Raw genomic sequence first — 14435 nt, forward strand, 5'->3', positions numbered from 1 at the left:
GCACCTTCATCCTGCGCATGGCTAGATCACCTGGTTTCGGGTCTAGAGCCACGAACTGAACGCCCTGTTCAGACTCGCTTTCGCTGCGCCTTCGCCTACCGGCTTAAGCTCGCTCGTAACTCTAAGTCGCTGACCCATTATACAAAAGGTACGCAGTCACCCAGAACGAATCTTGGGCTCCCACTGTTTGTAAGCATCCGGTTTCAGGAACTGTTTCACTCCCCTCGTCGGGGTGCTTTTCACCTTTCCCTCACGGTACTGGTTCGCTATCGGTCGCTGAGGAGTACTTAGGCTTGGAGGGTGGTCCCCCCATCTTCAGACAGGATTTCACGTGTCCCGCCTTACTCGTGTCCTGGCATTGGCTTGTCCCGTACGGGGCTGTCACCCATCCTGCCGGCCATTCCAGGCCGTTCCGGTAAGCGTCATGCCAGGCGCTGGCCTGGTCCGCGTTCGCTCGCCACTACTGACGGAGTCTCGTTGATGTCCTTTCCTCCGGGTACTGAGATGTTTCAGTTCCCCGGGTTCGCTTCAAACCCCTATGGATTCAGGATTTGATACCTTCTCGAACCGCCGTAGCGCAGGCCCACGGTTTCCCATGAACCCACGATACGGTGGCTGAAGGTGGGTTTCCCCATTCGGAGATCCTCGGATCAAAGCTCGTTCGCAGCTCCCCAAGGCTTATCGCAGCGTACCACGTCCTTCATCGCCTCTCAGCGCCAAGGCATCCACCAGATGCTCTTAAGGCACTTGATCGCTCTCATGATCGGTGTCCGGTGTGGTCGAAAGCCTTTGGCTTCGACCACGACCATCCACGGTCACGATAAAGACCGGCAGCAGGTTCTTTCGAACCCGCTGCCTTATGCTTGCCGAACGCACCCAGGTCCGCCGCTTTCGCAACGGCCCGGGCACATTCCCTCTTCACGATGTCAGATATCCGCAGCCACCCGCTGATGCGTCGATGGTGCGAAGCTCTTTGATCCGGACGACCCTCGACCTCACTGCCGATCGGCAGGGGAGGGTGGTGGAGCTGGACGGGATCGAACCGACGACCTCATGCTTGCAAAGCACGCGCTCTCCCAACTGAGCTACAGCCCCGAGTGGGACGTGCTCCAGCGGCAGAGGTCATCTCCTGATCCTGGTGGGCCTGGGACGACTCGAACGTCCGACCTCACCCTTATCAGGGGTGCGCTCTAACCACCTGAGCTACAGGCCCGTCGCTTGAGCCGCAGCCCAGCGTGTCCGGATGATGAGAAAGAGAAACGAAGACGGCGCGTCCCGCCAATTGGGTCCTGACTGGACCCTTGATCCAACGACGCCGTACGAGGAGAGGACCGGTCACCCGATCGTCCTAACAAACAGCATCCTTAGAAAGGAGGTGATCCAGCCGCAGGTTCCCCTACGGCTACCTTGTTACGACTTCACCCCAGTCGCTGACCCTACCGTGGTCGCCTGCCTCCTTGCGGTTGGCGCAGCGCCGTCGGGTAAGACCAACTCCCATGGTGTGACGGGCGGTGTGTACAAGGCCCGGGAACGTATTCACCGTGGCGTGCTGATCCACGATTACTAGCGATTCCGCCTTCATGCACCCGAGTTGCAGAGTGCAATCCGAACTGAGACGGCTTTTGGGGATTCGCTCCAGGTCGCCCCTTCGCTGCCCATTGTCACCGCCATTGTAGCACGTGTGTAGCCCATCCCGTAAGGGCCATGAGGACTTGACGTCATCCACACCTTCCTCGCGGCTTATCACCGGCAGTCTCCCCAGAGTGCCCAACCAAATGATGGCAACTAGGGACGTGGGTTGCGCTCGTTGCGGGACTTAACCCAACATCTCACGACACGAGCTGACGACAGCCATGCAGCACCTGTGTGCACGCCTCCAAAGAGGACAACGGATCTCTCCGCATAACATGCCATGTCAAGGGATGGTAAGGTTCTGCGCGTTGCGTCGAATTAAACCACATGCTCCACCGCTTGTGCGGGCCCCCGTCAATTCCTTTGAGTTTTAATCTTGCGACCGTACTCCCCAGGCGGAATGCTTAATGCGTTAGCGGCGCCACTGACCTGCATGCAGACCAACGGCTAGCATTCATCGTTTACAGCGTGGACTACCAGGGTATCTAATCCTGTTTGCTCCCCACGCTTTCGCGCCTCAGCGTCAGAACCGGACCAGACAGCCGCCTTCGCCACTGGTGTTCTTGCGAATATCTACGAATTTCACCTCTACACTCGCAGTTCCGCTGTCCTCTTCCGGTCTCAAGCCAACCAGTATCGAAGGCCATTCCGTGGTTGAGCCACGGGCTTTCACCCTCGACTAAATCAGCCGCCTACGCGCCCTTTACGCCCAGTGATTCCGAGCAACGCTAGCCCCCTTCGTATTACCGCGGCTGCTGGCACGAAGTTAGCCGGGGCTTATTCCTCCGGTACCGTCATTATCGTCCCGGAGAAAAGAGCTTTACAACCCTAAGGCCGTCATCACTCACGCGGCATGGCTGGATCAGGGTTGCCCCCATTGTCCAATATTCCCCACTGCTGCCTCCCGTAGGAGTCTGGGCCGTGTCTCAGTCCCAGTGTGGCTGATCATCCTCTCAGACCAGCTACTGATCGTCGCCTTGGTGAGCCGTAACCTCACCAACTAGCTAATCAGACGCGGGCCGATCCTTCGGCAGTCAAGCCTTTCCCCATAAGGGCGTATCCGGTATTAGCTCAAGTTTCCCTGAGTTATTCCGAACCGAAGGGCACGTTCCCACGCGTTACTCACCCGTCTGCCGCTGACCCCGAAGGGCCCGCTCGACTTGCATGTGTTAAGCCTGCCGCCAGCGTTCGCTCTGAGCCAGGATCAAACTCTCAAGTTGAAGAGCTGATCATAGCTGATCACAACTAAAACGGAGGCTCACGACCGACCGGCGTTTCCACCAATCGTGTGAGCACCGAAACGTTAAGACCAGCATCATCCTACTCACGATCCCACCCGAAGGCAGGATCCGCAGGGACGACGCCGTCCACGCTTCTCTTTCTCGTATGAACTTGTCAAAGAGCGGTCCGGTCAGAAACCGGGCACCATCGGCAAAAACGTGACCAGCGCCTGACCAAGGTCAGGCTCGCCGGCCCGGACTGTCTCGAAGATGGCTCAGCGACCGGTCCGCGGGAGCGGCCGGCGCCGATGGGTGGTCGTATAGGCCCTGCTTCCCGGACCCGTCAACCCCTCTGCGAAACTCGTGTGACAGAGGCCGCGCCGCTCGAGCCTAAGCCCGGATCTGCATGACACATGTAACCCGACTCGGCGCGGCAGACACAGCGTCCGACTGGCTTGATGGGCGTGCGGAGCCTCGCTTGACGGGCGGGTGCAACTTCCGGAAGAAGGCTGCCTGATTCGCCAAACGGGCTAGGCTGGATGGCCAGCCGCATCGATTGCGAAGGTCGCCATCTGAATGAACACCTCTGGTGATGCTGCGCCCTCAGAGCAGGTCGTCGCCCCGGCTGTCCTCCGAGCCGTACCCACGATCGGGAAGGGTGCACGAGCGGAGCTGAAGGGCCAGAAGCCGCTGATCCTCTGGATGACCGGCTTGTCCGGCGCCGGCAAGTCGACGATCGCGACCCGCGTCGAGGAGCGGCTGTGGCGTTGCGGCCATCACACCATGCTGCTCGACGGGGACAACCTGCGCTTCGGGCTCAACAGCGATCTCACCTTCACGGATGCCGCACGGATCGAGAACATCCGCCGGACGGCCGAGGTCGCTAAGCTGATGCTGGATGCCGGCCTGATCGTGATCTGCTCCCTGATCTCGCCCTTCCGGCGCGAGCGGATGCTGGCGCGCCAGCTGGTGGGTCCGGACGAGTTCCTCGAGGTCTTCGTCGACGCTCCTCTCGACGTTTGCAAGCGGCGCGATCCCAAGGGGCTCTATGCCCGCGCACTCGCCGGGCAGATCCCGAACTTCACCGGCATCTCGTCGCCCTACGAGCCGCCGGAGGCACCCGAGATTCATCTGCGGACGGATGCCGACGATGTCGACGCCCTGGCCGAGCAGGTTCTGGAGGCGTTGCGAATCCGGGGCGCCACGACCTGCGGTTCGTGACGACCCGTACTGCATGAGCCGGATGCGCTGTAAGCGGTGGTCCCGCCCGCGGCGCCACGCTATGTTGCACTGCAGCATAACGTGGCGCCGGAGCGGAGCGTAAGGCGATGGTCGAGATGATCCCCGTGGCGGAGGCGGCCGGATTCACGGCCGGGTGCCTTGCCATCCATGCCGCCCGGAGCTGGGCCGAGACCCTGACGCCGATTCTGGCTTACCTGGTTTTCGCCCTCGGCGTCTGCCTGCTGATCGTCGCTGGCATCCAGAACGCCGCCGATCCGGATCAGCTCGTCGCGATGATGACCGAGGCGATGGCGACCTACTGACAAATCAGGCGGCCGGAGGCTGGGCCTCGGACGAGGATGCCTCGGCTTTGGCCTCCTCGGCGCATTTGAGGCAGAGCTGCCGCTTGGCCAGCAGGGCGGCGACGGCGTTCGCGCCCTCGAAGCTGACGACGTGGCCGCATTCGAGCACGTTGAGCACCCGCTGATCCGGATCGTCGCGCTCGCCCGACGGATAGCAGCGGATCGCCGTCACGCGGCGCATCGGGATCTCTGCCTGCATGGCGATGCCCTGGAACCTCGTCTCGGGGCGGCGGAAACGCCGCGCCGCAGCGACCCAACCCAGGGTCACGCCGGACGCTCCATAGCACGGACGATGCCGTCACGCATGGGGCCTTGGCCTGCGTCACGTCGCGGGGGTGGGGCGCGCCGAGGGCGGATCACGCGCGGCGAGGGAAGATCTAACAATCCGCCGCGACGGGCATTGCACCGCTCCCCGCCGCGGGCGCAGAGTGGCGAGGACGATCGCAACCTCGGGGTGCCCGCTGGCACGGATGCTGCCTGCGAGCGTAGTCCGGACGGGAGTTCCGAACGCTCCCGGTTGCCGACGATCCTGCAGAAGGAAGCGCGATGCCGCGTCTCTTCACCGCCTGCCTGCTCGCGGGCCTCGCCCTCGCCGCCCCGATGGCGGGAGGCGTCCAGGCCCAGACCCTGCGCTTCGGCCTGATGGAGGATCCGGACGCCCTCGATCCGACATTGGCCCGCACCTTCGCCGGCCGAATGGTGTTCGCGGCCCTCTGCGACAAGCTGGTCGATACCGGGCCCGACCTGAAGCCGGTGCCGCAGCTTGCGACCGAGTGGGCGTGGTCCGACGACCAGAAGAGCCTCACGCTGAAGCTTCGTTCGGGCGTGCGCTTCCACGACGGCGAGCCGATGAACGCCGCCGCGGTGAAGTACTCACTGGAGCGCCACCTGAAGCTGCCCGGCTCGCAGCGCCGCGGCGAGATCGCGCCGATCGACACCGTCGAGGCGGTCGACGACCTCACCGTCAGGATCGCCCTGAAGACGCCGTTCGCGCCTTTGCTGGCGCAGTTCACCGATCGGGCCGGGATGATCGTCTCGCCCAAGGCCGCCGAGCGGCTGGGCGACAAGTTCGCCACCGCGCCGGTCTGCGCCGGACCCTACAAGTTCGTCGAGCGGGTGCCGCAGGACCGCATCGTGGTCGAAAAATTCGACGATTACTGGAACAAGGACGCGATCCAGATCCGGCGGATCGAGTTCCGGCCGATCCCCGACACCACGGTGCGGCTGACCAACCTCCGGGCCGGCCAGCTCGACCTGATCGAGCGGCTCGCTCCCACCGATCTACCCCAGGTGAAGCGCGACCCGAAGCTGAAGGTGGGCCAGGCCTACGAGCTCGGCTTCTCCGGCATCGTGTTCAACACCGCCCGCGAAGGCTCGCCGGTGGCGGACCCGCGGGTGCGCGCCGCCTTCGAGGCCGCCATCGACCGCAACGCGATCACGCAGGTGGTCTATAACGGCGAGTACCTGGCCGGGAACCAGTGGGTCTCGCCGAAGAATCCGAATTACGTCACCGAGTATCCGGTGCCGAAGCGCGATGTTGCGAAGGCCAGGGCGCTGCTGAAGGAGGCCGGGATCGAGAAACCCGCGATCACCATGATGGTCTACGCCAACAACGACGCGCCGCAGGTCGGCCAGGTGATCCAGGCGATGACCCGCGAGGCCGGCTTCGACGTGAAGCTCCAGGCCACCGACTTCACCACCTCCCTCGACCAGGCCGACAAGGGCAGTTTCGAGGCCTATCTCTACAACTGGAGCGGCCGGCCCGACCCGGACGGCAACACCTACAGCTTCCTCGCCTGCAAGACGCCGCTGAACTATTCGCGCTACTGCAACCAGGAGGCCGATTCGGCGATGAATGCCGAGCGGCTGACCACCGATCCCACGGCCCGCAAGGCGGCCTGGAAGCGGCTCGCCGACCGGGTGCTGACCGACAAGCCGCTGGTCTACCTGTTCCACCGCCGGCTGCTCTGGGCCTATTCGCAGAAGCTCACCGGCTTCGGCGAGTATCCGGACGGGCTCGTGCGCTTCACCGGCCTGAAGCTCGACTGATGCTGCGCTTTCTCGCGCGACGCCTGGCCCTGGCGGTCCCGACCCTGGTGCTGGCCTCGATGATCATCTTCGCCCTGCAGCAATTGCTGCAGGGCGACACCGCCACCGCGCTCTCGGGCGAGGAGCGCGACCCGGAGGTGATCGCCTTCATCCGCGCCAAGTACCACCTCGACCGGCCGCTGCCGGTCCGCTACGGCTACTGGGCGGCCGGGGTGCTGCAGGGCGATCTCGGCGAATCGATCCGGCTGCAGAAGCCGGTGATCGAGCTGATCCGCGAGAAGCTGCCGGTGACGCTGGAACTCGCCTGCCTGGCGATGCTGGTGGCTCTGGCGATCGGCGTGCCGATGGGCATCCTCTCGGCGGTCCGGCCCGGCACCTGGATCGACGGGCTCGCCAACGGGATCGCGCTCTGGGGCCTGTCGGTGCCGAATTTCTGGCTCGGCATCCTGATGATCCTGCTGTTCTCGGTGCAGCTCGGCTGGCTGCCGGCCTCCGGCTACGTGCCGCCGGGCGAGAGCCTGTCGGAGAACCTGCGCTCGATGGCGATGCCGGCCTTCGTGCTCGGCAACGCCATCGCGGCGGTGATGATGCGCCACACCCGCGCCGCCATGCTCGGCGTGCTGCAATCCGACTACGTCCGCACCGCCCGGGCCAAGGGCGTGCCGACCGCCCGGGTGGTTTTGCGCCACGCGCTCCCCAACGCGGCAATCCCGATCATCACGCTGGGTGCCCTCGAATTCGGCCAGCTCCTCTCCGGCGCGGTGCTGACCGAGCAGGTGTTTTCCGTGCCCGGATTCGGCAAGCTGATGGTGGATGCCGTGTTCAACCGCGACTTCGCCACCGTGCAGGGCGTCGTGATCTGCACCACCGCGACCTACATCCTGCTCAATCTCGCGGCCGATCTCGCCTCGGCGCTGGTCAACCCGAAGCTCAGGCGCGCATGAGCGAGGCCGGTCTCTCCACCCCGGCGGAGATCGCCGCCCCGGCCGTCGCCCTGCCGCCGGAACCGGGGGCGTTTCGCGCCTTCTGGCGCCGGTTCAGCCGGCGGCGCGGGGCGCTCGCCGGGCTCGTCGTCGTGGTGCTGCTCGCGGTGCTGGCGCTCGGCGCCGAGTGGATCGCGCCCTACGATCCCACCGCCACCGACTGGGGCGCGGTGCGGGCCGCGCCCGATCTCGCCCACCTCTTCGGTACCGACGAGGTCGGCCGCGACGTGCTCTCGCGCATCGTCTTCGGCACAAGGGCCTCTCTCGGCGCTGGCCTGACCTCGGTGGCGCTCGCGGTGGCGCTCGGCCTGCCGCTCGGCATGCTGGCGGGCTATGCCGGCGGCGCGATCGACGGGGCGATCATGCGCCTGACCGACGCGCTGCTCGCCATCCCGTTCCTGATCCTCGCCATCGCGCTCGCGGCCTTCCTCGGCCCCAGCCTCACCAACGCCATGGTGGCGATCGGGCTCTCGGCGACCTCGATCTTCGTGCGGCTCACCCGGGCGCAGGTGCAGGCGGTGGCGGCGGAAGAGTTCGTCGAGGCGGCCCGCGCCATCGGCAACCCGCCCTGGCGGATCGCGCTCCACCACATCCTGCCCAACATCGTGCCGGCGATCCTGGTCCAGGCGACCCTCACCATCGCGGCGGCGATCATCGCCGAGGCGAGCCTGTCCTTCTTAGGGCTCGGCCAGCAGCCGCCCGAACCGTCCTGGGGCTCGATGCTCAACACCGCCAAGAACTTCCTCGACCAGGCGCCCTGGATGGCGATCTGGCCGGGGATCTCCATCTTCGTCGCGGTGCTCGCCTTCAACCTGCTGGGCGACGGCTTGCGCGACGCCCTCGACCCGCGGGAGCGGCGATGAGCGACTCCCCTCCCCTGCTGGATGTCCGCGATCTGGCCGTCGCCTTCGACACCGATGGCGGCACGGTGCATGCCGTCAACGGCGTGAGCTACACGTTGCGCGAGGGCGAGACCCTCGGGATCGTCGGCGAATCGGGTTCGGGCAAGAGCGTCCACGTGCTCGCCATGCTCGGGCTGGTGCCGCGACCGCCGGGGCGGATCAGGGCTGGGCAGGTGCTCTTCCAGGGGCGCGACCTGCTGGCGCTGCCGGAGCGGCTTTTGCGCCGGGTGCGCGGGCCCGAGATCGGCATGGTGTTCCAGGACCCGATGAGTTCGCTCAACCCGGCGATGACGGTGGGCGCCCAGATCGCCGAGCCCCTGCGGCTGCATCGCGGCCTCGATGCGCGCTCGGCCTACGCGCGGGCGCGCGACCTCCTCGACCTCGTGCGCATCCCGGAGGCGGGCCGGCGTCTCGATCAGTATCCGCACGAATTCTCCGGCGGCCAGCGCCAGCGGGTGATGATCGCGATCGGGCTCGCCTGCCGGCCCAAGCTCCTGATCGCCGACGAGGCGACCACCGCCCTCGACGTCACCGTGCAGGCCGAGATCGTCGCCCTGGTGCAGGACCTGAAGCGCGAGATCGGCATGGCGATCGTCTGGATCACCCATGATCTCGGCGTGGTCGCGGGCATCGCCGATACGGTGCAGGTGATGTATGCCGGGAGAATCGTCGAGCGCGGGCCGGTCGACGCGGTGTTCTCCGATCCGCGCAACGCCTACACGCTGGGGCTCCTGCGCTCCCTGCCGGATCTCACACGCGGCCGGGCCGGGCGGCAGCGCCTGCGCCAGATTGAGGGCAGCCCGCCCGACATGCGTCATCCGCCGCCGGGCGATCCCTTCGCGCCCCGCAACCCCTACGCCACGCCGCGCTGCCGGGCGGAAGCGCCGCCGCTGGCGCAGGTGGCGGGCAGCGTGCCGGGCCATCTCGCGGCGGCCTGGTACGACCTGCCGGCGCTGCTGGAGGCCGGGCGATGAGGCCGGTCAAGCCCGAGCCGCTGCTCGCGGTGCGAAATCTCAGCAAGCACTACCCCTTGCGGCACTGGTGGGGCGGCAAGGCTTCCGTCTTTCGCGCGGTCGAGGGCGTGAGCTTCGACATCGCGCCCGGCGAGACGCTCGGCCTCGTCGGCGAATCCGGTTCCGGCAAGTCGACGATCGGCCGGGCGGTGACGATGCTGAACCCGCCGAGCGCCGGCACCGTGGCCTTCGAGGGCACCGACCTGGCCAGTCTTCCGGCCCGCGAGATGCGGCGGATGCGCCGGCGCATCCAGGTGATCTTCCAGGACCCCTACGCCGCCCTCAACCCGCGGATGAGCGCCGGGGCCTACGTCGCCGAGCCGTTCCGGCTGCACCGGCCGGAGATGGGGGCCGCGGAGCGCCGCGACGCGGTGGCCTTCCTGTTCCAGCGGGTCGGGCTCGATCCGCGCTTTGCCGGGCGCTACCCGCACCAGTTCTCCGGCGGCCAGCGCCAACGGCTCTGCATCGCCCGGGCGATCGCGCTGAAGCCCAGCTTCATCGTCGCCGATGAGCCGATCGCGGCGCTCGACGTGTCGATCCAGGCCCAGGTGGTCAACCTGCTGCAGGACCTGCAGGAGGAGCTGGGCCTGTCGTATCTCTTCATCTCCCACGATCTCAGGATGGTGCGCTACCTCTGCCACCGGGTCGCGGTGCTGCGGCGCGGCCGGATCGTGGAACTGGCCGACAGCGGCACCCTGTACGAGGATCCGCGCCATCCCTACACCCGGGCGCTGCTCGGCGCGGTGCCGGTGCCGGATCCCGCCGTCGAGCGGGCCCGCCTGCGGGCGAGGCGCGAGGCGCCTTCCGTCGACATTCCGGAGGCCGGGGCGCTGGAGGAGGTCGCCCCCGGGCATTGGGTGGCGCAGGCGGCGCATGCGTGAGTGCTTGCTTGGTGCTTCCTCCGATTTCATACCCGCCATGTCATTCCGGGGCCGCGAAGCGGAGCCCGGAATCCAGAACCACTGGTCGTTCAGGAGAAGGCGGACAGCGTGCCGCCTCGCTCTCCTCCACCTGAGCGTCTGGATTCCGGGCTCCGCTTCGTGGCCCCGGAATGACGGGGAGGATGTCAGTTTCGTCGATCGACCCGATCGACCTTCAGAGGACACGTCACGGTGAGGGATTTTTCGAGGCCCGGGCGCTCGCCCGTCTATGCCGCCAACGCCGCCGTCGCGACGTCGCACCCGCTCTCGACGCTGGCCGCCATCGAGGTGCTGCGCTCGGGCGGCAACGCGGTCGATGCCGGCATCGCCGCGGTGGCGGTGCAATGCGTGGTCGATCCACTGATGACCGGCATCGGCGGCGATTGCTTCGCCCTCTACGCGCCGAAGGGGGCGAAGGCGCCGATCGCGCTGAACGGCTCGGGCCGCAGCCCGGCGGCGGCGCACGATGCCTGGTTCCTGGAACGCGGCATCACGCTGACCCCCACCTCGCCCCACGCCGTCACCGTGCCCGGCGCGGTCGCCGCCTGGGCCAAGCTCTCGGAGGATCACGGCACCCGCAGCCTCGGCGAACTGCTGCAGCCGGCCATCCGCTACGCGGAGGACGGCTACCCGGTGCAGCCGCGCGTCGCCCTCGACTGGTCGCGCAGCGTCGAGCGGGTCGCCGGCGACCCGGCCTCGGCGGCGACCTACCTGATCGACGGGCAGGCTCCGACCGTCGGCACGATCATGCGGCATCCGAAGCTCGCCGCCACGCTGAAGCGCATCGCGGCCGAGGGCCCGCGCGGCTTCTACGAGGGGCCGGTGGCCGAGGACATCGTGGCGCGCCTGCGCGATCTCGGCGGGTTGCACACCCTCGACGACTTCGCCACGGCGTCCCCTGAGATCGTCACCCCGGTGACCACCCGCTACCGCGGCTACGACGTTTACGAATGCCCGCCGAGCGGCCAGGGCCTCGCGGTGCTGATGATGCTCAACGTGCTGTCGCACTACGACATCTCAGGCCTGTCGGAACTCGACCGGGTCCATCTCTTCGCGGAAGCCTGCAAGCAGGCTTACCACCACCGCGACGCGCTGTTCGCCGATCCGGTCCTCAACCGGGTGCCGGTCGAGCACCTGCTGTCGGAAGCCTGGCGGGCGAGCGCCCACGGCGCCATCGACATGGCCCGCGCCCGGGAGCCGGTGATCTGGCCCGAACTCCTCCACAAGGACACGGTGTACCTCAGCGTCGTCGATCGCGACGGCAACGCGCTCTCGCTGATCAACTCGATCTTCCAGGGCTTCGGCAGCGGCATCACCGCGCCGGAGAGCGGAGTGTTGCTGCACAATCGCGGCCTGTCCTTCCGGATCGATCCCGGCCACCCGAACACGATCGGGCCGCGCAAGCGCCCGATGCACACCATCATCCCCGGCATGCTGATGCGGGACGGCGAGACGGTGGCGCCGTTCGGCGTGATGGGCGGGCATTACCAGGCGATGGGCCACGTGGAACTCCTCACCGGCATCATCGACCGCGGCCTCGACGTGCAGGAGGCTCTCGATGCCCCGCGCAGCTTCGCTTATGGCGGCGGGGTCGAGATGGAGCCGGGCTTCGGGGAGGGCGTCGTCGCCGGGCTCGAGGCGCGAGGGCACCGCATCATCCCGGCCTCCGGCCCGATCGGCGGCGGTCAGATCATCTGGATCGACCGGGAGCGCGGGGTGCTCGCCGCGGGCTCCGACCCGCGCAAGGACGGCAGCGCGCTCGGCTATTGAGGTGACCATGCCCTTTGACGTCAACGCCGCGGCGGCGGCCCTCCTCGACGCCCGCCGCTCGAGGACCCGCCTCGGCGCCCTCCCCGAGGGCGCCCGGCCGGGCAGCGAGGCGGAAGCCTACGCGGTCCAGGATGCGGTCGTCCGGGCGCTCGGCCCGGTCGCCGGCTGGAAGGTGGGGGCGCCGAGCGCCACCGCCACCCCGGCCCGGGCCGCGCTCAACGCCGACACGATCTTCGAGACCGACCACTTGCCGGCCTCGCTGTTCCACCTGATCGGGGCGGAGGCCGAGATCGCCTACCGCTTCGGCCGCGACCTGCCCCCGGAGGCCGGGCCCTACGACCGCGAGGCGGTGCTGGCGGCGGTCGCCACGATGCATCCGGCGATCGAGATCGCCGATACCCGCTTCACGGTCTTCGGCGCGGTCGACCCCCACAGCCAGCGCGCCGACCAGCAGAACCACGGCGTCCTGGTGCTCGGGCCCGGCCTGACGGAGTGGCGTCACCTCGACCCGGTGACGCAAGCCGTGCGGCTGACCATCGACGGCAAGGTCCTGCACGACCAGGTCGGCGGCAACTCGGCGGTCGATCCGGTGCGCCTGCTGGTCTGGCTCGCCAACGAGGGCGCGCGGTCGCTGGGCGGGATCAAGGCCGGGCAGGTCGTCACCACCGGTTCCTGCACCGGCACGGATTTCGTGACGGCGCCGACCCGGATGGTGGCGGAGTTTTCGGAGTTGGGGAGCGTGGCGCTGGCGATCGGATAACAGGAGCGGTGCGCTCCCGGAACGGAGCAAGGCTCGCGCCAAACCCTCCTCCCTTCGCGGCAGGGCTGTCCGGGGAAACGTAAAGCGCGGGGTTTCCCCCTCCCCCCTCTGCGGGGGAGGGTGGCCCCTGCGTCAGCAGGGGTCGGGAGAGGGGACGCCGCCTCCGGAAATGTCGCGACCGTGGTGAAGGGCGCCAGTCCGGTATCGTCGCGCTGCCCCTCTCCCGGCTCGCATCCGCTCGCCACCCTCCCCCGCAGAGGGGGGAGGGTTGGGCCGCCGAGCCATTTCTTTCCCCGAACAGCCCTGCCTTTGCGGGGGCGGGGTTTTCCGACGCGTTTTTCAGGTGACGCAGTCCCCGGGCCGATCATCCCTCGGCCCGCACGTCCTCCACGACCCCGGATCAAAACACCTTGCCGCGCGCCGTGACCGGCCAGAGGCATTCGACGCGGCCGTGGCGAATCCCGACATACCAGTCGTGGAGGTTGCAGGTCGGGTCGCAATGCCCGGGAATCAGGAGGATCTGCGCGCCGAGGCTCAGCTGCGCCTCGGGATCGGACAGGGTGCAATGCTCGTCGGAGAGGCCGGTGGCCGCGATGCCGGAGAGGCCGTGCACGAGGGGCAGGCCCGAATCCGCCGCCACGGCCTTGAGGCCGGCATCGCAGACGGCGCGACCCGTCCCCGGCACGCTGATCACCGTCGCCAGGACGAAGAGCGCGTGCTCGAAGGCTCCGGGCGCGGTCTCCCGCACCCGGGCGTAATCGGCATCCATGAAGGCGTAGCTGCCGGCCTGGATCTCGGTGTAGACCCCCGACGCGCCCTCGATCTCGAAGCTGCCGGTGCCCGCGCCGGTGATCCGGTCGCAAGATAGACCCTCGGCGCGGATCGCGTCGCGCGTCGCTTCCGTCAGCGCGATCGAGGTCGCCAGGGCGGCACGGCGCTCGGCGGGATCGACGATGTGCTGGGCGCGCCCGTAATAGGATTGGAGCCCGGCGAAACGCAGGCCCGGGCTGTCGTCGATCGCCCTCGCCAGGGCCACGCTCTCGGCGATCGATCCGGTCCCGCAGCGCCCGGAGCCGCAATCCATCTCCACCAGCACGTCGAGCGTGACGCGGTCCGATCCCGTCTCGGCCCGGCGGGCCGTCACGGCGCGGGCGAAGGCGGCGACCTGGTCGGGGTGATCGGCGCAGACGGCGACGGTGCCGCGCTCAGTCAGCCGCACCAGGCGCGCCACCCGGGCCTCGCCGACGACTTGGTTGGAGACGAGCACGTCGGTGATGCCCGCCCGCATCAGCGCCTCGGCCTCCGAGACCTTCTGGCAGCAGACACCGACGGCGCCGCCCCGCGTGGTCTGGGCCTGCGCCACATCGGCGGATTTGTGCATCTTGGCGTGGGCCCGCAGCGAAACCCCGAGTTCCGCGGCGCGGCGGCGCATCCGGTCGAGGTTGCGCTCGAACGCGTCGAGATCGACGATCAGGGCAGGCGTCGCGACCGCAGCGACGGGATCGCCCACCCGGGCCGGAATGTCGTAGCCCGGCTCCCAGACCGTCGCGGTGATGGCGTCTTGATCCCGGCTCGGCTGTGCTGTGCTCATCGGGGTGCGGAC

The 14435-nt window shown here is 67.8% G+C and carries 11 protein-coding genes, 2 tRNA genes and 2 rRNA genes (1 of these 15 cut by a window edge); 9 read left to right on the forward strand and 6 right to left on the reverse strand.

From position 1 onward, the window contains the following. From AC3AOF_RS17345 to AC3AOF_RS17360, 4 genes are all read right to left on the reverse strand, one after another. Positions 1-753: ribosomal RNA gene (locus tag AC3AOF_RS17345) — 23S ribosomal RNA — on the reverse strand (it extends 2050 nt beyond the left edge of the window). Positions 754-1019: 266 nt separating this feature from the next. Beyond that, positions 1020-1095, reverse strand: a tRNA-Ala gene (locus AC3AOF_RS17350). 41 nt (positions 1096-1136) lie between these two features. Next, positions 1137-1213 (reverse strand) — tRNA-Ile (locus AC3AOF_RS17355). A 155-nt stretch (positions 1214-1368) separates the two neighbouring features. Then, positions 1369-2852: ribosomal RNA gene (locus AC3AOF_RS17360) — 16S ribosomal RNA — on the reverse strand. The 16S and 23S rRNA genes sit together here with 2 tRNA genes alongside, the layout of an rRNA operon. Positions 2853-3554: 702 nt before the next feature. Between AC3AOF_RS17360 and cysC the strand changes: the two genes are divergently transcribed. Next, positions 3555-4073 carry an adenylyl-sulfate kinase gene (cysC, locus tag AC3AOF_RS17365; protein ID WP_488346000.1) on the forward strand — a complete coding sequence of 173 codons (519 nt, stop codon included), beginning with the start codon at positions 3555-3557 and terminating at the stop codon, positions 4071-4073. A gap of 107 nt (positions 4074-4180) precedes the next feature. Then, the gene (locus tag AC3AOF_RS17370; protein WP_236989674.1) at positions 4181-4396 is read left to right on the forward strand and encodes a hypothetical protein; all 216 of its coding nucleotides are present in this window, start codon (positions 4181-4183) and stop codon (positions 4394-4396) included. A gap of 4 nt (positions 4397-4400) precedes the next feature. Here the strand turns inward: AC3AOF_RS17370 and AC3AOF_RS17375 are convergent, their stop codons facing one another. Then, positions 4401-4703, reverse strand: a complete 303-nt coding sequence (locus AC3AOF_RS17375; protein WP_236989673.1) for a hypothetical protein — start codon at positions 4701-4703, stop codon at positions 4401-4403. A 278-nt stretch (positions 4704-4981) separates the two neighbouring features. Between AC3AOF_RS17375 and AC3AOF_RS17380 the strand changes: the two genes are divergently transcribed. From AC3AOF_RS17380 to AC3AOF_RS17410, 7 genes are all read left to right on the forward strand, one after another. After that, entirely contained in the window at positions 4982-6484 is a 1503-nt protein-coding gene (locus tag AC3AOF_RS17380; RefSeq protein ID WP_236989672.1) for an ABC transporter substrate-binding protein, read from the forward strand. After that, positions 6484-7428 (forward strand): ABC transporter permease, encoded by a 945-nt coding sequence (locus AC3AOF_RS17385; protein WP_488346001.1) that lies wholly within the window; start codon positions 6484-6486, stop codon positions 7426-7428. The genes AC3AOF_RS17380 and AC3AOF_RS17385 overlap by 1 nt, the downstream gene beginning before the upstream one ends. After that, a complete protein-coding gene (locus AC3AOF_RS17390) occupies positions 7425-8330 on the forward strand; it encodes an ABC transporter permease (RefSeq protein ID WP_488346002.1) in 906 nt (301 codons plus the stop codon). Before AC3AOF_RS17385 ends, AC3AOF_RS17390 begins: the two co-directional genes overlap by 4 nt. After that, a complete protein-coding gene (locus tag AC3AOF_RS17395) occupies positions 8327-9343 on the forward strand; it encodes an ABC transporter ATP-binding protein (protein ID WP_488346003.1) in 1017 nt (338 codons plus the stop codon). Before AC3AOF_RS17390 ends, AC3AOF_RS17395 begins: the two co-directional genes overlap by 4 nt. Further along, a complete protein-coding gene (locus AC3AOF_RS17400) occupies positions 9340-10263 on the forward strand; it encodes an ABC transporter ATP-binding protein (protein WP_488346004.1) in 924 nt (307 codons plus the stop codon). Before AC3AOF_RS17395 ends, AC3AOF_RS17400 begins: the two co-directional genes overlap by 4 nt. 231 nt (positions 10264-10494) lie before the next feature. Next, the gene (locus AC3AOF_RS17405; protein ID WP_488346005.1) at positions 10495-12072 is read left to right on the forward strand and encodes a gamma-glutamyltransferase family protein; all 1578 of its coding nucleotides are present in this window, start codon (positions 10495-10497) and stop codon (positions 12070-12072) included. Between the two features lie 7 nt (positions 12073-12079). Beyond that, on the forward strand, positions 12080-12832 hold the full coding sequence (locus AC3AOF_RS17410; protein WP_488346006.1) for a 2-keto-4-pentenoate hydratase: 753 nt from the start codon (positions 12080-12082) through the stop codon (positions 12830-12832). 400 nt (positions 12833-13232) lie between these two features. On the opposite strand, the gene AC3AOF_RS17415 is transcribed toward AC3AOF_RS17410, so the two are convergent. Then, complete coding sequence (locus tag AC3AOF_RS17415; RefSeq protein WP_236989665.1) at positions 13233-14423, reverse strand: DSD1 family PLP-dependent enzyme; 1191 nt, start codon at positions 14421-14423, stop codon at positions 13233-13235. Positions 14424-14435 lie beyond the last annotated feature (12 nt).

This window comes from Methylobacterium sp. 142-1Y (assembly GCF_057747795.1).